Annotated in this window: 16 protein-coding genes and 2 riboswitches; of the genes, 2 read left to right on the top strand and 14 right to left on the bottom strand. The window is 37.5% G+C overall.

The features are described 5' to 3' along the window. Positions 1-24 precede the first annotated feature (24 nt). The 6 genes from ACFSTA_RS20795 to ACFSTA_RS20770 form a co-directional block, all read right to left on the bottom strand. Positions 25-1,224 carry a substrate-binding domain-containing protein gene (locus ACFSTA_RS20795; protein ID WP_377558760.1) on the bottom strand — a complete coding sequence of 400 codons (1,200 nt, stop codon included), beginning with the start codon at positions 1,222-1,224 and terminating at the stop codon, positions 25-27. Between the two features lie 70 nt (positions 1,225-1,294). Next, a complete protein-coding gene (locus ACFSTA_RS20790; RefSeq protein ID WP_377558759.1) occupies positions 1,295-2,305 on the bottom strand; it encodes a 3-oxoacyl-ACP synthase in 1,011 nt (336 codons plus the stop codon). Further along, positions 2,302-2,715 (bottom strand): MaoC family dehydratase, encoded by a 414-nt coding sequence (locus ACFSTA_RS20785; RefSeq protein WP_377558758.1) that lies wholly within the window; start codon positions 2,713-2,715, stop codon positions 2,302-2,304. Before ACFSTA_RS20785 ends, ACFSTA_RS20790 begins: the two co-directional genes overlap by 4 nt. A 6-nt stretch (positions 2,716-2,721) precedes the next feature. After that, positions 2,722-4,212 carry an o-succinylbenzoate--CoA ligase gene (gene menE, locus ACFSTA_RS20780; RefSeq protein ID WP_377558756.1) on the bottom strand — a complete coding sequence of 497 codons (1,491 nt, stop codon included), beginning with the start codon at positions 4,210-4,212 and terminating at the stop codon, positions 2,722-2,724. Beyond that, positions 4,213-4,812, bottom strand: coding sequence for a TetR/AcrR family transcriptional regulator (locus ACFSTA_RS20775; protein WP_377558773.1), 600 nt, complete (start codon positions 4,810-4,812; stop codon positions 4,213-4,215). A gap of 250 nt (positions 4,813-5,062) precedes the next feature. Beyond that, positions 5,063-8,317, bottom strand: a complete 3,255-nt coding sequence (locus ACFSTA_RS20770; RefSeq protein WP_377558755.1) for a BTAD domain-containing putative transcriptional regulator — start codon at positions 8,315-8,317, stop codon at positions 5,063-5,065. 166 nt (positions 8,318-8,483) lie between these two features. Between ACFSTA_RS20770 and msrA the strand changes: the two genes are divergently transcribed. Together msrA and ACFSTA_RS20760 are read left to right on the top strand one after the other, a co-directional pair. After that, positions 8,484-9,008 carry a peptide-methionine (S)-S-oxide reductase MsrA gene (msrA, locus tag ACFSTA_RS20765; protein ID WP_377558754.1) on the top strand — a complete coding sequence of 175 codons (525 nt, stop codon included), beginning with the start codon at positions 8,484-8,486 and terminating at the stop codon, positions 9,006-9,008. A gap of 366 nt (positions 9,009-9,374) precedes the next feature. After that, positions 9,375-10,541, top strand: a complete 1,167-nt coding sequence (locus ACFSTA_RS20760; protein ID WP_377558753.1) for an MFS transporter — start codon at positions 9,375-9,377, stop codon at positions 10,539-10,541. A 58-nt stretch (positions 10,542-10,599) separates the two neighbouring features. On the opposite strand, the gene ACFSTA_RS20755 is transcribed toward ACFSTA_RS20760, so the two are convergent. The 8 genes from ACFSTA_RS20755 to ACFSTA_RS20720 all read right to left on the bottom strand — a co-directional run bounded on the left by ACFSTA_RS20755 (position 10,600) and on the right by ACFSTA_RS20720 (position 22,459). Continuing rightward, a complete protein-coding gene (locus ACFSTA_RS20755) occupies positions 10,600-11,895 on the bottom strand; it encodes an NCS2 family permease (protein WP_377558752.1) in 1,296 nt (431 codons plus the stop codon). Positions 11,896-12,119: 224 nt separating this feature from the next. After that, a riboswitch (purine riboswitch) is annotated at positions 12,120-12,220 on the bottom strand. Positions 12,221-12,308: 88 nt separating this feature from the next. After that, entirely contained in the window at positions 12,309-13,844 is a 1,536-nt protein-coding gene (gene guaA / locus ACFSTA_RS20750; RefSeq protein ID WP_377558751.1) for a glutamine-hydrolyzing GMP synthase, read from the bottom strand. Between the two features lie 129 nt (positions 13,845-13,973). Then, a riboswitch (purine riboswitch) is annotated at positions 13,974-14,075 on the bottom strand. A gap of 37 nt (positions 14,076-14,112) precedes the next feature. Beyond that, a complete protein-coding gene (locus ACFSTA_RS20745) occupies positions 14,113-16,317 on the bottom strand; it encodes a transglutaminase domain-containing protein (protein ID WP_377558750.1) in 2,205 nt (734 codons plus the stop codon). Further along, positions 16,314-17,582 (bottom strand): DUF58 domain-containing protein, encoded by a 1,269-nt coding sequence (locus tag ACFSTA_RS20740; RefSeq protein ID WP_377558748.1) that lies wholly within the window; start codon positions 17,580-17,582, stop codon positions 16,314-16,316. Before ACFSTA_RS20740 ends, ACFSTA_RS20745 begins: the two co-directional genes overlap by 4 nt. Next, the gene (locus ACFSTA_RS20735) at positions 17,582-18,544 is read right to left on the bottom strand and encodes an AAA family ATPase (RefSeq protein WP_377558747.1); all 963 of its coding nucleotides are present in this window, start codon (positions 18,542-18,544) and stop codon (positions 17,582-17,584) included. The genes ACFSTA_RS20740 and ACFSTA_RS20735 overlap by 1 nt, the downstream gene beginning before the upstream one ends. Positions 18,545-18,778: 234 nt before the next feature. Then, positions 18,779-20,308: an AbgT family transporter gene (locus ACFSTA_RS20730; protein WP_377558745.1), complete on the bottom strand. Its 1,530-nt coding sequence runs from the start codon at positions 20,306-20,308 to the stop codon at positions 18,779-18,781. Positions 20,309-20,552: 244 nt separating this feature from the next. Next, entirely contained in the window at positions 20,553-20,681 is a 129-nt protein-coding gene (locus tag ACFSTA_RS20725) for a hypothetical protein (RefSeq protein WP_377558744.1), read from the bottom strand. Between the two features lie 254 nt (positions 20,682-20,935). Continuing rightward, a complete protein-coding gene (locus tag ACFSTA_RS20720) occupies positions 20,936-22,459 on the bottom strand; it encodes an amidase (RefSeq protein ID WP_377558743.1) in 1,524 nt (507 codons plus the stop codon). Positions 22,460-22,538 lie beyond the last annotated feature (79 nt).

Genomic DNA, 22,538 nt, shown 5'->3' with positions numbered 1-22,538 from the left:
AGGGTATTGTTCTCCATGATTACCTTACTGATTCATAATTGGTGGTGCAGTTTCTTCTGGTGTAAGCACACGCTTTAAAACAGGTACAGGATAATCGAATTCATCACTTTCTTCTAACGTAACAGAGTACATTTCCTGTAACGCCTGATGGTCCTCTTCACGGAACGTCATGGTACCTTTAGGTGTTTCAAAACTCATACCTTCCATCACCTCAATCAACGCTTCACCACTCGTATCCCCATCCGTTTTTTCAATTGCTTCTACAGCGGCAATTGCTGCACTCATGCCACCTGCTGTGAAAAGATCTGGAACTTCACCGTCAAATTTTTTCTTATGCTCTTCGACTAACCAGTTGTTCACATCATTATCAGGCAATGTGTGATAATAAAGAGTAAAACCTTCCATACCAACTAGCGGGGACATTGATGGTAGTGTCGCAATATCAGCTACACCTGTCGTTACCTTAATCCCTTGATCCTGTACTTTCATGTCTACTATCTGATTCCATGGTGTATTAGCTCCGGACCAAACAACATACAAATAATCAGGTTCAGCTTCAATAATTTTTTGGATATTAGCGGTAAAATCAGTTGCTGCTTGGTCTGCATATTCCTCTAGCACTAGCTCTGCTCCTAGCTCCTCCGCTGCAGCAATAAATGCTTTGGCACCATCATGACCAAAGGAATAGTCTGGGGCGAGCGTTGCAATTTTGACACCTTCCCCAGCCACTGCAGCCGCAGCCGCAAATGCATCCTGCGATGAATTTCTTGCTGTTCTAAATACATAATCATTATATTCCGATCCGGTGATACTATCTGCAGCAGCTGGTTCAACGATCATTACTGTCTCATATTCTTCAGCTAATGGGGTAACTGCTAATGTATCTCCCGAGCTGGAAGAGCCTACAAGAATATCAACTTCCTCATCTTCAAGAAGACTTAATGCTTTTTGTCGAGCAACCGTAGGATCTGTCTCCGTATCCTCAAAAATGTATTCGATCTTTTTTCCTGCTACTTCCATTGTGCCATCTGTTGCATACTCCATTCCTAATTCAAAACCTCTTTGGGTTTGCGCTCCATAGGTTTCAAGAGCACCTGTTTGAGATAATAAGACTCCGACTTTAATCGTCTCAGAATCTCCTGATGCCCCTTCATCTCCACAAGCAGCTAGAAAACCTATGCATACTACAACTAACATGATCATAAACATACGTTTTAATTTCATTACAATATTCCCCCTATATTTCATTAATTTTTACTTGTGTTAAGCATAACGAATGGTAGTTACAAGCTAGTTACAAAAGCGATGAACCAAACCAACGTAAAGCAGTAGCAGCCCATGTATAGCCAGTTCCTGCTGTCACCATTACCGCTATGTCTCCTTTTTGCAATAATCCTTCTTTCTCAGCAAGATACAATCCATAGCATGGATCAAGAGCAGACATATGTCCGTGGTGTGTTAAATAAATTGCTTGCTTTTCCTCTAGATCTAGTTTTTCTAAGATTTGATTAAACATGGATTTTTTGGTGTGAAGTGGTAGAAGTACTTTCAAGTCATGTAGAGAGACTCCACTTTTTTCTAATGATCGCTTGATGACTTTTTCAAAGTTGGGGATAGAAACAGGATCTAGACGTTCTTTCATACCAGTTGGATCTGGCACATCAATGTACTGCATGTTATTTTCAACGACTTCTGTACTTACTGGATGAACAGTGCCACCACCTGGTACAAGTACGTCTTTACTGAAGGAACCATCCGTTAAAATAGATGAAGCAAGTATTTCACTTTTCGATGCGTTTCTTGATACCAATGCGGCAGCTCCGCCGTCTGCAAAATTAAACATAAATCGCGCTCGGGGATTATCATAGTTAATGATTTGTGACTCCTTCGATCCCCCAACTAACAAAATATTGTTTATGCCCCTATCAGAGGCAAGCATGTCTTTAGCAACTTTTACAGCTAAAGGGAAACAAGAGCTAACATTCATCATTTCAAATGCGTAGGCATTGGTCGTACCAAGTTCATATTGGATTTTTGAGGAAGCTGTCCAAACCTGATAATCCTTGAATGGGCTCCCAAAGTAAATCACCACATCTATCACAGCTGGATCAACTTCTTCTAATATCTTTTTACCGGCAGCAATTGCTAAATCGGAAGCATGCATGCTCTCCAGGGCAATTCTTTTCTCATATAGCCCAAATTTTTCTTGAATGACTTGTTCTGGAATCGTTGTTTTTATTGCTAATTCTGCTGCAGTTTCAATCGTTTCTGGTTCATATATGCTTGTTCTTTCAATTCCAATCATCGTATCTGCTCCTTCTTCGGTAGCTTCATAACACCTTCTCCATCCAAAACAACTTTTCCGTCCTGATTTGTACAGGTTGTTTGTAATGTGATTAATCGATTCTTTTCATGAACCTCCAACACCTCTGCACGTGCCGTAATCGTATCACCTATAAAAACCGGCTTCGTGAAATACATTGTTTGGGATACATAAACTGATCCCGGTCCTGGCAAGTGCATGCCTAATAACCTAGACAATAAGCTTGCCGTTAAAAGGCCATGACTGATTCGTTCACGAAAAAAGGTACGTTTTGCATACTCCGTATCGACATGGATGGGGTTATAATCTCCACTCAGACCCGCAAATGAAACAAAATCTGTTTCCGTTATCGTCCTAGAAAAATGAGCTGTTTGCCCAATTGTAAATTCCATCTCGTTTCACCTCGAAATCACATAATGACGTAATGATTTTTTGTCTATTTTTCCAGTTGCATTTTTAGGTAGTTCTGTCAAAATAATAATTTGTTTAGGTACTTTATATTTTGCAAGTCTTGTACTACAAAAAGCTTTCATCTCTTCTTCAGTCAGGTTTTCTTTCTTATTAAAGGAAATGAACCCAATTGGAACCTCCCCCCATTTCTCATCCTGTACACCAATTACAGCTGCCTCATTAATTTGTGGGAGTTCTTTCAAGATTTGTTCTATCTCCAATGGATAGATGTTTTCTCCGCCAGATATAATCATGTCCTTCTTTCGTCCAGCAACATAGACAAATCCTTCTTCGTCTTGTCTCATTAAATCACCCGAATAGAACCAGCCATGCTGAATGGCTTCTTTTGTCTTGTCTGGAAGACCCCAGTATTCTTTCATCACATGAGGTCCTTTAATAAGTAGTTCACCAATTTCACCATTTCTGACCTGATTTCCGTTGTCATCAACAATTGCTATATCACAAAACATAACCGGTTTCCCGATCGAACCTACCTTTCGTTTATAATCTTCTTTCGATAGCATAAAAATAGTAGGTGCCGTTTCGGTCATACCCATTCCTTGCCCAAAAGGTAATCCCCGATCAAGATATGCTTGGATTAATTCATTTGGACATGGTGCACCCCCACTATAAAACCACCTTACGGAATCAAAGTTTGCCGTTTCAAATAACGGATGCCTTCGAATAGCATCATGGATCGTTGGAACTCCCATCACGATTGAAATCTCATACGCTTGTATCTTTTCAATGGCATCCCCTGGATTAAATTTCCCTGGAATAACAACAGTTCCTCCTGCCAGAATGGCCGGAAATGCGAATAAACCCATACCTCCAATATGGAATAATGGTAGGAGAACGATGACGTTATCGGCTGACGTAATATCAATCGCATACTGGTTATTTAAAGCGTTCCAAAACATATTTGCTTGTGTTAAGACAGCCCCCTTAGGCCTACCCGTAGTTCCAGAGGTATAACAAATAACATATGGATCATTTGCTACATCCACAGCAACCTCTGTTATGCTTTCTTCACTATACATAATTGGTTGAGTAAAATCGTAAGCGTTTACAAAATTGACATGATCACAGATTTCTTGATATAAATCCATTGTTTCCTCTTCATAAAGAATCGTTGTGGCACCACTATCTTTTACTTGAAATGCTAACTCTGGAGCAGTCAAACGAATATTTAACGGTACAGCCACCAACCCTAGTTGAGCAATCGCAAAATAGGAAATCATGTATTCCTCACGATTTTGCGATAGGATAGCAACGCGATCTCCCTTTTGCAATTGGAGGTGGTTCTGCAAAAAGGCAGCCTTTTGTTGGATTTTAACCGATAAAGTGAAATACGTATAAATGCTCTGATCACTAATGAGCGCTACACGGTCAGGAGTAATAAAGGCTCTCTTATGAACCCAATAGGATATTGCTTCCAATCAATTCACCTCCTCTCGAAAATGTAGTCCATGAAATATTACTTCCATTGCCTCATCAAAGACTTTTTCCGGAACATGTTCTTCCTCCCAGAGCACCCAGCGCATCCCGATAAATTGCCCAATCCCCATTAAACAATAAGCAACTGTTTCTGGGTCGATTGATTTACACTCCTTGTTACTGATCGCATCTTCAATAGACGTAATAAAACCTGCTGCAATTTTCTCGTAATACCACCGATACAAGTTTTTATCGACTAGAACGGATTGTTGCACAATACTGTATAAATCCCGGTGATTCATGACCCATTCAAAAAATGCTAAATAACCTGCACGCTGTTTCTCTTCAAAGGTTGTTTTATCACGCATTGCATTTTTTATATGGTGTCTAAAACTAGAACTAAGCTGATAGATTAATTCATCATATACAGCTTTTTTGGTTGGAAAATAATTATAAAACGTTCCTTGAGCGACACCTGCTCTAACGGTGATTTCTGCGACCGATGTCTCAAAATACCCGTTCTCACCAAAAATTTTTTCAGCCGTATCTAGGATCTTCTTCCTTGTTTTCATTCCCTTAATTGTTAAGCGATCCGTTTTCATTTCTGACATATGACTCACCTCTCACTTTTTATATTATAAAAAACTTTCTAAAAATTTTCAATACATTTTTGAGAAATTTTCCTTCTCACATCGATTGTTACTATTTTGATATATACTGCGAAATAGTATATCGCTCTGAGAACCTCTACGGGAATACACTTCGCTGTTAATTGTTGCTTGTAGGCGAATATTTCTATTTATATGCGAATCGCTACTGGTAACAATATAAAAACCCTTTGCAAGAAAGGGTTTAGTAGTACGTATTTAATTGCTCAGACTCCATAATTAACAAATACATTTCTTTTGTAGGGGGCATGGGCGCTACTCCAAGTTCTCGCTCTAAAACATGACAGCATTTTTCATACCATTTCATGGCCTGTGGACGATTATGAAGTTGATAATAACTGTACATTAAAAGTCGATATGCCTCTTCCCATGTGTGATCGACTGATAAAATCCGTTCACACCACTCGATACTCGCATTAAAAAATTGTAACCTTACATTTACTTGTGCCAATCGTTCTGCACCACGAAGGAAAATTAATTGTAGACGTTCTCGTTCTGGTAAACACCAATCTGCAAAACGAAGATCCATTAAAAAATCACCTTGATAATAGCTCAATCCTTTTTCTAACAAATCCTTTGCTCTTTTAGGGTCTTTTTCTTCCAAGCCACGTGATATCGATTCTTCAAAATTAATCGTATCTAACTCATATACGGAATCTGGATTTAATCCATACGTTCCACCTTTGCGTAAGATAAAGAAGGAATCTTCTCTTGCTTTTCTTTTCGGCTCTAACGCTTTTAACAAAGCATTTAACGCAACCTTAAAGTTTTTATTAGCTGCTGTTTCCTCAAGATCTGGCCACAGACATTCAAAAATTTTCTCCTTCGATATGAAATTATTTCGATTCGTTATAAACAGCTCAAATAATTCCCTTGCTTTTTCTCTTTGCCAATCTCGGGTCTCAATTTGTTTTTTTCCGATCCAAACTTTCAGTTGTCCGAGGGCATGAATTACTAATGTATATCCCGGATGACTTTTGATATTATCATTTAAATTTAGTTCATGCATGTATTTATTAACTAGTTGAGGTGCAATTCCTAGTTGCTTTGCTTTTAAGAGCAACGGAACAAAATTTTGTAAATCAGTAGGACCAAAGGTTGTTCTCTTTTTTAAGAAAAAATCATATTCCTCGGTATGAACTTCTTGTAAAAATATATCTATTTCTTGTTTAAATGTTCCTTCATCTTCCATGTGATGAGCAACATAAGCTCTCCAAAAGGTAGTTACCATTACACCATATCTATCACCACAAGCCATAAATTCGTTACGGGTATTATCGATTATTTGACTGGCATGATTAAGATTTACATTATAAACCTCTGTTATAGCAATACCTAGCTTAATAAGGGCACTAAGCCATCGATCCTTCACTCTCTCCGTCTCTGACAATCCCTTTTTCGCCGTGTCAATCGCTCGTGCATATTCCATTCTTTTACCGTACAAAATGGCTAATCCCATATATGGCTCTGCTTTTCCTCTTGATACATTTATCTTTTCCATAATTTCTAATGCCGTCTCATAGCATTTTATAGCTAGCTCTTCATCATATTGATCCAATAATTGAACAGCATGCCCCATTCTCATCCATCCGCATGCTTCAACAAATGGCGATTTTATCTCTAGTCCATGTTGAATAGCCTTGGAAGCAAGCTGCTTACTTTCCACTGCATTTCCCATGAAAGCTTCGATAATTGCTAATAAGATATCAGTTTCTCTGTGAGACTGTGGAACCTGCGTTTTATTTACATCCTTATGTGTTTCTTTACGAAGTAGTAATACTTCCTTAGCTTTTGCTAATTTTCCTGTTCGAAGATAGATTCGCGCTTGTAAATTTCCTTCTTCCAATGGTAGATTTAACGCTTTTGCTTGCTCCAACCAAGTATCTGCTTTACCTGCTTGTCCAAAGTTTAATAGGTTCTCTGCCATTAGCTGGTATAACTGTGCCATTTCTTCTTTTGGGGGATTCGCTTTTTCTCTCATCTGAATAGCTTGTTTCACAAATCGTTCCGCTTGTTCAGGTTGTATGGTATCTAAATAAATGCGAGCCTTTCCTTCAAATGCTAGTCCTATTAAATTGTAATTCTCCTGATCATATTCCGGAAGAATACTGATCATACGTTCATAGTTTCTTTCCGCTTTTTCATACATGGAACGGTAACGCTCAATTTCTCCTTGATAGAAATATAACACAGGATAAACCTGCTTCTGTTCATCCGGTATATCTAATACGATTTCATAGAGGTTTTGTAATCTTCCTAAACGAAGCATCACTGCCCCATAGTCTTTCAGAATACTTGCTACCTCATGGTATTTGTTGATTTTTCGGTAATGATACAATGCTGCTTCTAGATTTCTTTTTGTCTGAAAGAAATGACCTGCTCGATCATGCAATGAATAGTGCTCTTGCTTATAGTTTTTTATTAATTGATTTTCTAAAAATGCTTTAAATAATGCATGATATCGATAGGAATTTCCTTCCCCTTCGGCAACAAAAAGGCCTTGTTCCAATAAACCATGTAGTATTTCCTCTGATCCATTTATCTGCAGCATTTTATCACAAACTTCAGGTGATAAATCTTCCAAAATACTTGATTGCATTAAAAATTGTTGGATGATTAATGACTGCTTTGCCAACACTTCTGATGCCAAATACTCGAATAGTTCACCTAATGAATTTTGCCGATTTCGAAAGATGTTTTCTATGGATGTCTTGTCATTTAACTGCTGGCTAAGCATATTAAAAGCTATCGCCCATCCTTCTGTTAATTGATAGATTTTTGTTAATTCCGCTTCACTAATTTTCATTTGCAAAGATTCTTCTAAGATATAGTCCATTTCATTCCGTGATAAGGTTAGATCTTCTTGTGAAATCTCTATTAAATCGCCCTTTAATTTTAATGCCGGAAGCACCTCCCACTTCGGTTTATTGCGACTAGAAAGTACGATATGTAAATTTGCAGGAATATGCTCCAAAACAAACAAAATCCATTTTTCAATTTCATATGAATTCATCACGTGATGAAAGTCGTCAAGAATCAATGTAACTTCTTCTTGTAGTGATACAATTTCATTAATAAATGTAGAAGCTATTCCATATATCTGTTCTGTATCAACGAAATTTCCTAGCGAATCTAGTTCTTTTTGGATCGCATCACCGTAAGTTGGGTATTTGATTTTAATTGCATAACTTACTTTAGTTAAGAAAGGCAGTATATCGTCATCATTTGGAGATATGGAAAACCAGCATGCTGCCAAACCATGATCATGAGCATATAAAGATAGGGCCGTACTCTTTCCATACCCTGCACCAGCATATAATAAAGTCAACGAATAGTTGGACACATGACTCAGCTTTTTGTTCAACTGTCCACGTCTGACAAAGCGCTCCCTTATTGGTAATGGACTATATTGGCTTTGAACAATCGGTATATCTCGCATCAATGACACCCCTTTCAATAATCTTAATGTTCTATCATTTTAACATAGCTTCATAGGATTGTATTTATTTCGTGATACTATTTGTGAAATGTGATAAGTTTGTAAATATATATTCTTATATAAAGTGAATTATGAAGCAGTAATATAATGCATCGGAGGGAAGGATTTGACTACGTTAAAAAAAGCAATATTTGCTGGTGGATGTTTTTGGTGTATGGTGAAACCATTTGACAAGTGGGATGGTGTTCACCGAATCGTTTCCGGGTATACAGGAGGAAGCCTTGAAAACCCTACGTATGAGGATGTGAAAAGTGGAACTACTGGTCACTATGAGGCCGTAGAAATTACATTCGACCCTAGTATTATTTCCTATCAAGAGATATTAGAAGTCTACTGGCGACAAATCGACCCAACAGATGCTGGCGGACAATTCCATGATCGCGGGGAACAATACCGAACAGCTATTTTTTATCAGGATGCGGGGCAAAAGCAATTAGCTGAAGCTTCCAAAACGAAATTAGCTGAAAGTGGAAAATTTGCGAAACCAATCGTAACAGAGATATTACCAGCTGTTACATTCTACCCGGCAGAGGATTATCACCAAGATTTTTATAAGAAAAATGAAACGGAATATAAAGAAGACCGAGCGAAGTCTGGTCGTGATGAATTTATTGAAGATACGTGGAAATAAGGGAACTCGTTAAGGGTGCGGGTACCGTAAGAATAGTTAATCCCATGGTATTTGTAAGTAAAAATAGATAAGATATTTTTCAAATGAAATGAACCTTCATTTTCTTGTTATACTGTTATGTTTCGTCCTTCATTCCCTTGATGAAGGACTTTCAACTGTTATGGGACAAGCAATTGCGTTTCATAGCCTTCACAAATAACGAATAATCCATCGGATATCTATGTATTTTCTAGGCGAACATTAACTTTCCCCACTCTATCTTTCATCCCCCAATACAGTATTTCTGCAAACCTGAAATCCTTTCCGTATCCAAGTTAAAGTAGTATAATTGCTCTTACATTATGAAACAGATTAGGAGCGGACATCTTGTCAAAAACAGAATCATTAATACCATTAAAAATGCTATTATTTAGCTTTCATGCTACAAACACTATCATTCTTAGTTATTTACCCCTTTACTTAAAATATAAGGGATTAGAAGGAACGGAGATTGGGTATGTACTAGCCATCGGACCTCTCGCGTCTATCTTTGCACAACCCTTTTGGGGGTACTTAAGTGATAAATACAAAACCGTAAAGCGAATCCTGTTAATTTGTATCGTGGGGCTGCTAATAGGTAGCGTGCTTTTCTTTCAAATGAATACATTAGTGACTATTCTATTAATGGGGGCGATATTCTATTTCTTTGTAACTCCAATTGGTGCTCTCGGAGATAGTTTAGCTCAGCGGCGAGCGGATGATCTTGGAGCTTCTTTCGGATCTATCCGAACTTGGGGATCGATCGGATTTGCTACTTCCTCACTCCTAATTGGCGCCATTCTAAATAAGGCCGGAGTGCAGTATATGATCTGGCCATATCTATTTTTTGGCATCATTGCTTTATTCGTTACATTTCGATTGAAAGATGTCAAAGTAGAATCTAAACCAGTTCATATCAAAGATGTCGGAAAGCTAATTAAAAATAAACCATTTCTTATATTCTTGGTATTAATGCTATTTATTACAATATCTCATCGCGCAAATGATAGCTTTATGGGATTATACATCGAACAGCTTGGCGGTAACGATTTTTTAGTTGGTCTGGCATGGTTTGTCGGAGTTGCAAGTGAAGCTGCCGTATTCTTTTTGGCTGGATATTGGTTTAAAAAATTTCATCCATTATTTTTCGTCATAATAGCGGGGGTACTTTATAGTATTCGTTGGTTTATCTATGCTCTAGCAGATGATCCGATGTACGTGATTGCATTGCAATTCTTACATGGATTGACCTTTGGGGTATTTTATCTAGCTGCGTTTGACTACGTTTCTCGTCTTATTCCAAAGTTATTACAGTCGACCGGTCATCTTGTATTTTTTGCCACTTTCTTTGGGATCTCCGGTATTATCGGCTCTTTAATGGGAGGAGCATTAATTGATTCTTTTGGTGGTGGTAGATTATACTTCTTTATGGGTTGCTTAGCAGTTGCTGGAACAATTCTTCTATCGATCTATCATGCATTGCCATTTGGAAAAAAGGTTTCAGAACAGGGATAATAACAAATTGAAAAAAAAGCGAGACCATCCGATATCTGATCGGTGATCTCGCTTTTTATTATTTGTTCAAGAAAATAAAGTATAGTACAAAGATAACGAACAGTACGTACATGATTGGATGAATTTCTTTCCCACGACCTTTAATGAGCATCGTAATTGGATAGAAGATAAACCCGATCGCAATACCTGTAGCGATACTGTACGTTAGTGGCATCGCAATAACTGTCAAAAATGCAGGTACAGCAATTTCAAATTGATCCCACTCAATATCCTTCAATGCTGAAGCCATTAATACACCAACAATAATTAATGCAGGAGCCGTTACTTCAGAAGTAACTACACTTAACAAAGGTGAGAAAAACAATGCTAATAAGAAAAATCCTCCTGCAACAACTGCTGTAAATCCTGATCGACCACCTACACCGACTCCAGCAGAAGACTCTACATAAGAAGTAGTTGTTGACGTTCCAACCGTTGCCCCAACTACAGTGGCGGCTGAATCAGCAAATAATGCTTTCCCAGCACGTGGTAATTTATTGTCTTTTACCAACCCTGCTTGTGATGCCACCGCAACTAATGTTCCTGCTGTGTCAAAGAAGTCAACGAATAAAAACGTTAAAATAACAACAAGCATTTCCAATGTGAAAATATCACCAAAGTGTAAAAATGCCTGACCAAATGTTGGTGCTACACTCGGAATACCACCAACAACACCTTCTAATTTTGTAAAGCCAAAGATTATGCCAGCAATCGTTGTAAGAATCATACCGTAAAATATTCCAGCTTTTACTCCGAATGCTAACAATACTACGGATACAACTAGTCCAAAAATAGCGAGCAATACAGTCGGAGACGTGATATCCCCTAAACCAACTAATGTCGCTTCATCCCCAACAACAATTCCTGCGCTTTGAAGTCCAATAAATGCGATAAATAAGCCAATACCAGCTCCAACTGCTTTCTTTAAGTTTCCAGGGATAGCATTTATAATTTTTTCACGTAATCCAGATAATGTTAACACAATAAAAATAAGTCCAGATGCTAATACACCAGCTAACGCTGTTTCCCAAGGAATGCCATAACCAATTACGACAGTAAAAGCAAAAAATGCATTCAAGCCCATACCTGGCGCAAGTGCAATAGGATACTTTGCAATAAGTCCCATGAATAGTGAACCTACAGCAGCTGCAATTGCAGTAGCAGCAAATACTGCTTCTTGATCCATACCTGTTGCACCAAGTAAGTCCGGATTTACAAAAAGAATATATGCCATCGCTAAGAATGTGGTTAATCCAGCTGTAAATTCTGTGCGGTAATTTGTACCTAATTCTTCAAATTGAAAATACTTCTTCATTATGCTTCCTCCCCAATTTTTCGCAAATAGGAAAATATGGAACATCCCTATCTTGCATAAGTGCAACTAAGGCTATCGCCATGAAAGCTTGGCGAAAAGCCAAGTTTTTCTAAGGAAATAAAAAAACACCCTTGATCCCAAGAGTGCTACCATGAACTAAGCAAGAAAAAGTAATTCATATAGAAAGCTATCAATCTTCAAATAGTGCGGAAGATCTCTCCATACAATAATTACTAAATCTGCGTAGTCAGACCATTTACGGCAGTCTGGTAGAAACTTTGGGCCATATTCCCTAAATTATACGCATTAAATATAAAGTTTTTAATAATTCCTATGGCTATAATACTATTTCGATAGACAAATGTCAACAAAATCCGAACATTTTATTGTCTTTATTTAAAATCATTCGTTTTCTACTCCCACTCAATCGTAGCAGGTGGCTTACTCGTAATGTCATAAACTACTCGGTTAATATGTGCTACGTCATTTACGATACGAGTTGAAATTTTCTCCAGAACATCCCAAGGAATGCGTGCCCAATCCGATGTCATTCCATCAATAGAGGTTACCGCACGAATTCCTATTGTGTAATCATACGTTCGAGCATCTCCCATAACACCTACACTCCGGATGTTCGGTAGCACGGTGAAATATTGCCATATGTCTCGATCAAGTCCAGCAGCCGCTATTTCCTCACGTAAAATCGCATCTGACTCTCGGACGATTTCTAGTTTTTCTTCTGTCACTTCACCTAACACACGGATAGCTAACCCTGGTCCAGGGAATGGTTGGCGCCAAACAATTCGATCAGGCAATCCAAGTTGTGACCCTAGCTCACGAACTTCATCCTTGAATAACGTATTTAACGGTTCAATTAGTTCGAATTGCATATCTTCCGGAAGTCCACCAACATTATGATGTGATTTAATTGTTTGTGCTGTTTCCGTACCACTCTCAATAATATCTGTATACAATGTTCCTTGGGCAAGAAAATCAATATCTTTTAATTTTTCTGCTTCATCATCAAATACGTAAATGAATTCATTTCCAATAATCTTTCGTTTTTTCTCAGGATCATCTACACCTTGTAATTTCGTTAAAAATCGCTCAGAGGCATCGACTTTTATTATATTCATTTTAAAATCATCAGCAAAAATCTTCATGACATCATCTGCTTCATTCTTTCGAAGCAATCCATGGTCAACAAAAATACATGTTAGCTGATCCCCAATGGCTTTATGGATTAACGCTGCAACAACAGAAGAATCTACCCCGCCACTAAGTGCACAAAGTACTTTCCTGTCACCTACCTTTTTCTGGATTTGATCAACTTCCATATCAATAAAGTTTTCAATGGTCCATTCTCCATTACACGCACATACATCAAACACAAACTGCTTTAATAAATGGTTGCCATATTCTGAGTGGCGCACTTCTGGATGATATTGCACCCCGTACATTTGCTTTTCAGGATAACTCATCGCTGCAATTGGTGTAGAAGAACTTGTTGCATCTACTTGGAAATTTGATGGCTCTTCTACCACTTTATCTCCATGACTCATCCAAACTGTTTGGCTATTTGGAGTGTTTTTAAATAAGACAGGATCATGTTGCAAATGAATGGTTGCTTTTCCATATTCACGATTTTTCGCTTTCTCAACTTTTCCTCCAAAATGCAATGCCATTAATTGCATACCATAACAAATACCAAGTACTGGAATTCCTAACTGAAAAATCTCTTTGTTGGGACGAAAACTGTTCTCATCATAGACACTATGAGGACCACCCGATAAAATAATCCCTTTCGGATTTAATCGTTTAATTTCTTCCACAGAGATTTTATGCGAATGTAACTCACTGTAGACTCCGAATTCTCGAATTCTTCTCGTAATCAATTGATTATATTGACTTCCAAAGTCTAATACTAAAATCATTTCATTGTTGTTCATGTTAACGCTCCTAACTGTTTTGTATATTGATATGATGTGTTATATAACTGTTGAAAAAACGAAAAACCTGGACACTTACCTTTTCGTATATAAACTACAAAAAGGCAGAATTCCAGGTTTTCGAAAAAATCAAAGATATTCCGCCTTCATAGTCAGGGCATTTACGGTGCCCTGGTAGAAACTTTCGAACCATATTATCGAGGATATACGAAGTACATGTATTTATTTGTATAAGTTAAACTTATTCTACTAGCGAATTCGCTCATGGTCAACCCAATATCTGTTTGATGAAATTTTTCCATAAGTCTTTCATTTCTGTCACAGTATAGGAATCAAGTTCATTTTTATAGATTATTTTCTCGTATTCATTCGTCAGACGTCTCATTGAATCCGTACTATACCAAGAATCAATTCGTTTTGCATATTCACGTAAGGTTTGATCCGGGTTTCTAGAAAACCCTTGATGTTTTAATAGTTTTAACACAAAATGATAGGCATCCTGATATGCTTCAGGGTCCTGATTTTTGAGCCATTTCCGTTCTAATAGATATGATCGCAAATGGAATCTTTTCCGATAGATTACAATAGCTATGATAATGAGGATTACTCCTCCTATGACGATTTGCCACCAATTTAGCGTGAATCCGTCAGAACCACCACTAGCATTATCTTGATTGATTGCTTCCACCGCTTCATCTTTCTCTAGATCCTTAGGGTCTGGCTCTTCCGATTCTTCCAATTCTGGTGTCGGTGCTTCCAATGCATCATCTGCATTTTCGGTGTTTGTATCGGAATAAAAATCTGTTAAATTTGTGAACCCTTGGGTTGGCTCAAATGGTACCCAACCAACTTCAGGGAAATACACTTCTACCCAAGAGTGCGCATTCGAATTTGTTACCTCATACACGTTGTAAGAGGAATCTCCATTAACATAATCTTCAATCTGTTCCCCACTCGTAAAGCCTTTTACCCATCTAGCTGGGATATCCAATGTACGCAATAGAACGACCATGGAAGTTGAAAAATTATCACAATAGCCTACTTTAGAATCAAATAGGAATTGATCAACATAGTCCTGGTCATCACTAGGAACTGGGACATCCGTAGTTTGATAGACAAACCCATTTCTACCAAAATAATTTTCAATAGCCTTTACTTTATCATACTGCGTAGTAAAAGAGGATGTTATTTCCTCTGCTAACTGACCGACACGATCAGGTAATGTAGAAGGCAACTGAGTATACTGATCTTTCTTATCGCCGCCAAAATCTATATCTTCTCGCATTTTATCTAGTGGGAAGGAAGGATAATCATACAAGATCGTATAATCAGTAAGTGCGACATCTTTATTAGCTGACTTGGTACTAATTTCACCACTAAGATGATTTAATAGGAACATGGCATTTCCATCCGCTTCCACCTTGTTCGTACCGTATGGATATACTAACTTAGGGATATTGGTATTTTCTTCAAAGTCTAAAATCGCTTCAAGTCGTTCTGTTTCGACATCTGCGCCATAGTCCTCTAATAAAATGTTTCCGTTATTTTGTTCTACATAATCAGGTTCATTTGAATGGAGCCAGCCTTTCCCTGTATACAAGTCCTTTGATTCAATTCGCCAATAATGGTCCTTTTTCGCTACAGCTTGAAAAACAGGAGAATAATCTTGGACAAAAGATCCTCCGAGTCTGGAATCATCTTCTCCATAGCCTACTTTTTGAATAGCACCGTTACCACCACCTGATCCACCTGCAGCATTTTTAATAAATGGAACAGGGTCTGGCCATTGTGGTTCAAATTTCGGTGCTGCATAACCTATAACTGTGGAAAATAATACGATTAATATTAATGGTATCATCCAAACTGTATTCTTATTTGTCCATGAAAACGAAATCCTTTCCATTTGTATTTCCTTAAAGAAGTTCGCCATTCCTAACCCTAGAAATGCAAGAGCAAAGGTACGAACTATTGGAATACTAGCATCATATATGGTGAATGTATCTAGTACCGCCAAATATACAATAGTAAGCAGCACGAAGATGAATATACGTTTCATCTGAATAAACCAATAATGGATTAAATAACTCATTAACCAAATAATAATTAAAAATAAAATACTTCGAAACATTCCAGTTAAATCATTCCACTCTTGGGAAAATAACGCTTGAAAATTAACACCAATCATAGTAAATAATTGTTCAAACCATAATCGGCTAATCAAACTAAATTCCGAGAATAGACCATTAATAATAAACAATAAGCCAAATCCTTTTAAAAGAGCAGAGATCCACCATTTTACTTGTAAAATAGTAATGATAAAACAAAACAGCGTATAGATAATAAAAACACTTAGGTTCGTAGTATCTGTAACCTTTTCAACAGGATATAGCCATTCCAAAAATAGTAATAAACCGAAGATATATAGGATAGAGGTGTAGATGGTTGGTATGTTGTTATTATATGATCGACTCACAGTCCACTCACCCCTATAGGATTATTTACAAGTTCTTTTTCGGTTAGAATATTAATACCAATTCCCTCATGCTGTAGTTGCTTCAACATATGATATTCATCTTCAGAAATTCTATTTTTAGATTGAATATAGACCACAGAAACACGCTTTTTCCGTAACTTTATTTGCTTTAATGTATCTTTTAATTGTTCATCCATCCGAGTAGTAGCCACGACAACGAAAAAGTCGTTGGCAATCTTAAACATTTCTTCTTTTAATAGCAAAGAAAACGGTTTCGTTTTAGTTGGATATATTCGCGTCAAATGCTTACGTATCCATTCTTTTTTCGTTGGATCGTGTTGAACTGGAAATAATGCAACGTCTTTGCCAATCGATAAAAAACCAACTTGTGAAGCTTGTTGACGAATTGTTTCCATTAAGGACATACTAACTTCAACCGTTGCTTCAAATGCTAATGGATTTAAGCCGTTGTAATAGCAGCCATCTAAAACAATTAATGTATCGGTACTTTTTTCCTGCTCGAATTCCTTTGTCATGACCTCATTTTTCTTAGCAGTTTGTTTCCAATCAATCCAAGAAAAACGATCCCCAGGCATATATTCACGTATTCCAGTTGCAACATTTGTATTTTTCAAGTTCATTGTATAAGAAGAGATCGAACCTTGTTCATAGCTACTGATCTTTTCCATCAATACGATTGGTCGTTCATCAGGATAAGCAATCAAAGCATCGGAAACTTGAAACACATGATCCTTCTTAATCAATCCGAAAATATCACCCGTACGAATTCGGACCGCATTTAATTGATGCTCCCCGCGCGGAATATGCTTAATGGTATAAGATAACGCTATTTTACGTTTAAACCATGGGAAAGTGATTTTCTTAATACTTCGATTATTATACAACTTGTTCGGTTGTTCGAGATGGTGATATTTTTCATGCCGATTATCTACTTTATTTAAGCTAACTGGAAAGATCTCCTCACAAATACAGTAATAAAGTGGAAAGGGAAATTTCCGATCAATCTCTACCGAAACAGACACACCATCACCCGCTCGAATAACATGGTGGGATAATTTTCTCGAAACTTTCCAATTTTTAATAGGGTAAAAGAGCAAACCAATGTGATATAAAAAAATCGGTAAAAAGCTATAGAATAAAAACCAACTCGTGAACCCACCCTGAAACATCGCGAACGAGAATAGGGCCGCAAACAAGGTAAATATAAAGACGAATTTACCGATAAAGCGTAATGATTCCTTCATTAACGAAATTCCTTTCGAATTGGAACAAAGGTATTCTTCACTATTTCTTCAATTAGCTCACGATTTGTCTTTCCATCATATTTAGCTTCTGAGTTTAAAATTACTCGATGGGAAAGTACAAATGGCGCTAAATATTTCACATCATCTGGCAGCACATAGTCACGTCCTTTAATAAACGCATATGATTTTGCAGACCTCATTAATGCTATTGATCCACGAGGACTTACCCCTAGAAAAATAGAAGCATGATCCCTTGTCCCTCTTACTAAATTAACGATATATTGCTGAACATTTTTATCAATATATACGTCTTTCACATCTTGTTGAATTGCTACTAATTCGTCTTTTGTCATTACGGATTCAATCGATTCAATCGGATGGTCTCTTGCAGTACGCTCAAGCATAATTAACTCTTCGTCCATAGACGGGTACCCCATACTTAATTTTAATATAAACCGGTCTAACTGTGCCTCTGGTAACGGATATGTTCCCTCATATTCAATTGGGTTTTGAGTTGCCATAACGAAAAATGGTTTTGGAAGTTTAATAGTTTTACCATCGACAGTAATACTGTGTTCCTCCATTCCTTCAAGAAGTGATGACTGTGTCTTAGGAGAAGTACGGTTAATTTCATCAGCTAGTACAATATTGCCTAATATTGGTCCTCCGCGAAATTCAAATTCCATTTCTTTAGGGTTATAAATGGAGACGCCTGTTACATCGGATGGTAATAAATCTGGAGTAAATTGAATTCGTTTAAAATCACAATCTAGTGATTTCGCGAGGGTACGAACAAGCATTGTTTTTCCAACTCCAGGTACATCCTCAAGTAATACATGGCCTTCTGCCAGTAAGGCTACCATACTTAAGGTTGCAGCTTCCTCTTTCCCAATCATTACTAAATTGATATTCGCTATTACTTTTTCGATTTTGTCATTGTATACTGCTGTATTTTGTACCATTTGTTCGCTCCTTCTCATGATAATTGCACTACAAAAATGCTTCCATATTTATACTATAACTATACTAAAAAGTAGTATTGAAGTAAAAGCATACACAAAATATATTATTTTCAGAAAAATATCCCTTTAAAACAATTGCTTACAAAAGTATAAAATAGTTAACCTTATAAATTCAATGGGATTATCTGACAAATACAAAAATGCATTACTCCGTGGAGTAATGCATTTACGTGATTAATTATTGTATAAAATTGGTCCAGCTGGTCCTAAATCAATTCCGAATAGCATCCAAATAATTAACATGATTGTCCAGCTTACTAAGAAGAACATGGCATATGGGAACATCGTAGAAATCAATGTACCAATACCCATTTTCTTATCATACTTCTGTGCAAAAGCAATTATAATTGCGAAGTATGTCATTAATGGTGAAATGATGTTAGTTGATGAATCTGCAATACGATAAGCCATTTGTGTTAACTCTGGAGAATAGCCCATTTGCATCATAATTGGCACAAAAATCGGTGCCATCATTGCCCATTTTGCAGATGCACTACCAATAAAGATATTGATAAAGGCAGCAATAATAATAAACAAGATCACTAATGGAATACCTGTTAAACTAACATTTTGTAAGAATTCTGCTCCATATACACCAAGCACTAATCCTAAGTTTGATTCATTGAAATATGCAACAAATTGTCCTGCAGTAAACGCTAATACGATAAACATCCCCATTGCTGCCATCGTGTCAGACATTTGACCTGCTACATCTTTGTCATTTTTGATAACTTTTGTTACTTTTCCATATACAAGTCCAGGAATAAAGAATAGAATCGCTATGATTGGAACTAGTGAACTCATAAATGGTGATTGAATGATTGCTCCGTCTTCACCACGCATTGGAGCGTTTTCAGGTAAAATCAACAATGCCATTAAAATTACGGCTACTAGTACAGAAACACCAGCCCAAATAAGTCCTTTTTTCTCTGTACCTTTTAATTTCTCTAGCTTTTCTCGATAATCGCCTTTATATTCTCCTAGACGCGGTTCTACTACTTTTTCCGTTACCCATGCACCAACAAACGTAAGTATAAATGTTGAAATAATAATAAAGTAATAGTTCATCGCAATGTTCATTGTTTCTGCATATTCAGGACTAACGATTGTCGCCCCTGCTATTGTTAGTTCTCCAAGTAATGCATCTGTTCCTGATAAAAACAAGTTTGCACTAAATCCACCAGAAACACCCGCAAATGCTGCTGCTAGACCAGCTAATGGATGACGTCCAACTGCTGCAAAAATCAAGGCACCAAGTGGTGGTAAAACAACATATCCAGCATCTGAAGCAACACTTGACATGATCCCAGCAAATACAAGACCTAACGTAATAAAGCGTTTTGGCACACTAAGCACGAACCCACGAAGTAAAGCACTAATTAACCCTGTACGTTCTGCTAAACCAATTCCTAACATTGTTAGTAGTACAACTCCGAGTGGTGCGAATCCAATAAAGTTCTCCGTCATACTGCCAAATATATACTGAATTCCCTCAGCATTTAGAAGGTTTTTAACCTCTACCATTTCCCCAGGTTTCCCAGGGTGTTCTACACTGATTCCAAAGGAAGAAACAACAGCTGAAAGCACTAACACAACTAATGCTAATATTGCGAATAATGTAACAGGATGCGGTAACTTATTCCCTACATACTCTACTACATCCAAAAACCGTTGAAAAAATCCTTTTTTCTTTTGATTATCCATGTATATTATGCCCCTTCCTTCTTGGTTGAAAAGAATAACCAATGATAATATTCTGAAAATAACACGTATAAATAGTGCAGTGTTTATTATATACTCGGAGTCTAATAATTAAAATAGCAAATGAATAAGTAAAAATAGTGAATTTTTTCGTAAGATTGTTTTAAAAGCGAAGATTGAAACGAGAATGACAAGGGATAACTTTTTGAAGGATTTAAGGAGCTGGTCATAACCGTAACTTTTGACTCTATAGACGAACGATTACACGAGAGGAAAAATGCACAGTAACTGCCATGTGACCATTGGTTAATTTTTCTTTACCATTCGGGATTTCATCACTACTATGAACGACCGTTTGGCGCTTTATTCTCTTCATTCGGGCTTTCATTACTACTATGAACGACCGTTTGGCGCTTTATTCTCTTCATTCGGGCTTTCATTACTACTATGAACGACCGTTTGGCACTTTATTCTGAAGTGCGCCATCTTTTTAAGTAATACACAGTCTATATATAATTACCAACAAAGTACGAAAACAACCCAAAAGAAAAATCCAAACTAATTCGAAAATAGAATTTTTGAATTACAGTTCGGATTTTTCTTTGACTAATACAATTTTGTCCCAGCCTTTTACTTAGTCTTACTAGTCTCCACGGTACGTTCAAAAAATGGGTTCCCGTTCATTCCTACCCATAGATCAGATTGTTCGATTTGATATGCCAACTGCAACAACCGATGTTCTTCTCCTTTAGCAGACATAACTTGAACTCCTAGTGGTAATCCCCCTATTGACTGGTGAACCGGCAGTGACATTGCAGGCTGACCGGTCAAGTTAGCCAGTTGCGTATATGGGGTATACGTTAAACTTGGTAGAAACATCTCATAAATTAGTTCCTGTTGTTCTTGTTTTCCGACACGACTAATCTTCTCACGCAAGATTTGCTGATCTGTAGGTGTATGAGTTAACTCGCCTATTTTAGGCGCTGTATAAGCTGTGGCTGGAGTCACATAGAAATCGTATGTTTGATGTAGCTTGGCCATTTTTGCGGCAGCAATATCCCAGGATGTTAAGCTTGCTGAGTACTCTGCTGCTGTGACCGATTGACCTGCTATATTCAGTAACCAAGTCTCGATTTCCACGTCGTCCGAAGTAATTGCTCGTCCTAAACCTCTTTCAAGTTGATTGACTAAAGAAGCTATCTCTCCACTATTCATGAGGTAATAATCTCTCATCAGTTGTACACCGTCCACACCATTATCAACTTCCTCGACATGATGTCCTTGTTTTTCAAGCCATTTCACTGTTTTTTCTACTGCTTTAATAGCTTCCTCAGACACTGGTGTTCCAACTGGAGATTCTGTTGTAAAGCCAATTTTTAATGTGCGTACAAAAGGTTGATCCAAGGTATGTTTATATCCATCCATGAACAGCGGAGTTTGAAATGCTGCTTCTGGTTGGATTACCTGTAACATATCCAATAATGCTGCACTGTCTCTAACCGATCTACTAAGAACAAAATCAATTGATGCACCTTGCCATTGTCTCCCCACACCAGGTCCTACTGGTGTACGGCCTCTAGTCGGTTTTAGTCCGAATAATCCCGTGAAAGATGCTGGAATCCTAATCGAACCTCCACCATCACTTGCACCAGCGATTGGTACGATCCCAGATGCGATCGCCGCTGCTGCTCCCCCACTCGATCCCCCTGGAGAATATTCCATATTCCATGGATTTCGAGTTGGACCGTACAGTTCAGGTTCCGATATGTTTTTCAGTCCAAATTCTGGCGTATTCGTATGACCTATAAAATGAAAACCAGCTTGACGAATTCTTTGCACGAAGTTTGAATCTTGCTTCGCTGTATTGGATGTTAATAATCTGGAACCCGATGTCAAGGGCTCGTTTCGTAATGCCTGAGAAATATTTTTTAATAAAATAGGAACCCCCATAAAAGGAGCATCGTAGTTTAACGGACTTTCCGTTTCTTGTAGTACCTTTTCTTTCCTATGTCTCACGACAGCGTTCAAGGATGGATTAACTTTTTCCAGTTGATCTATACTTAACTGTAATAATTCTTTTGATTTTATTTCTCTATTCTTGACTAGCTGAGCCATATCCGTAGCGTCTAATGATAAATAAGTATCTAATTCCATATGTTACCACCTCGATGTCCTATATTATAGCATTAATCGTCCTACAACCCAATTCACACGGATGGAATAATTCTTTTCG

It is taken from the genome of Ornithinibacillus salinisoli (genome assembly GCF_042684965.1).
Classification (GTDB): domain Bacteria; phylum Bacillota; class Bacilli; order Bacillales; family Amphibacillaceae; genus Ornithinibacillus; species Ornithinibacillus salinisoli.
The sequence above is the reverse complement of the archived record's forward strand: the minus strand, read 5'-3'. Positions and strand labels throughout refer to the sequence as shown.

Bases quoted from the DNA above. Each gene is read 5' to 3' on its own strand.
- ACFSTA_RS20730 (WP_377558745.1), bottom strand. From the start codon at position 20,308: ATGGATAATCAAAAGAAAAAAGGATTTTTTCAACGGTTTTTGGATGTA.
- guaA (WP_377558751.1), bottom strand. From the start codon at position 13,844: ATGAACAACAATGAAATGATTTTAGTATTAGACTTTGGAAGTCAATAT.
- ACFSTA_RS20725 (WP_377558744.1), bottom strand. From the start codon at position 20,681: ATGAAGAGAATAAAGCGCCAAACGGTCGTTCATAGTAGTGATGAAATC.
- ACFSTA_RS20770 (WP_377558755.1), bottom strand. From the start codon at position 8,317: ATGCGAGATATACCGATTGTTCAAAGCCAATATAGTCCATTACCAATA.
- ACFSTA_RS20740 (WP_377558748.1), bottom strand. From the start codon at position 17,582: ATGAAGGAATCATTACGCTTTATCGGTAAATTCGTCTTTATATTTACC.
- ACFSTA_RS20790 (WP_377558759.1), bottom strand. From the start codon at position 2,305: ATGATTGGAATTGAAAGAACAAGCATATATGAACCAGAAACGATTGAA.
- ACFSTA_RS20775 (WP_377558773.1), bottom strand. From the start codon at position 4,812: ATGAAAACGGATCGCTTAACAATTAAGGGAATGAAAACAAGGAAGAAG.
- ACFSTA_RS20795 (WP_377558760.1), bottom strand. From the start codon at position 1,224: ATGAAATTAAAACGTATGTTTATGATCATGTTAGTTGTAGTATGCATA.
- ACFSTA_RS20720 (WP_377558743.1), bottom strand. From the start codon at position 22,459: ATGGAATTAGATACTTATTTATCATTAGACGCTACGGATATGGCTCAG.
- ACFSTA_RS20755 (WP_377558752.1), bottom strand. From the start codon at position 11,895: ATGAAGAAGTATTTTCAATTTGAAGAATTAGGTACAAATTACCGCACA.
- ACFSTA_RS20785 (WP_377558758.1), bottom strand. From the start codon at position 2,715: ATGGAATTTACAATTGGGCAAACAGCTCATTTTTCTAGGACGATAACG.
- ACFSTA_RS20735 (WP_377558747.1), bottom strand. From the start codon at position 18,544: ATGGTACAAAATACAGCAGTATACAATGACAAAATCGAAAAAGTAATA.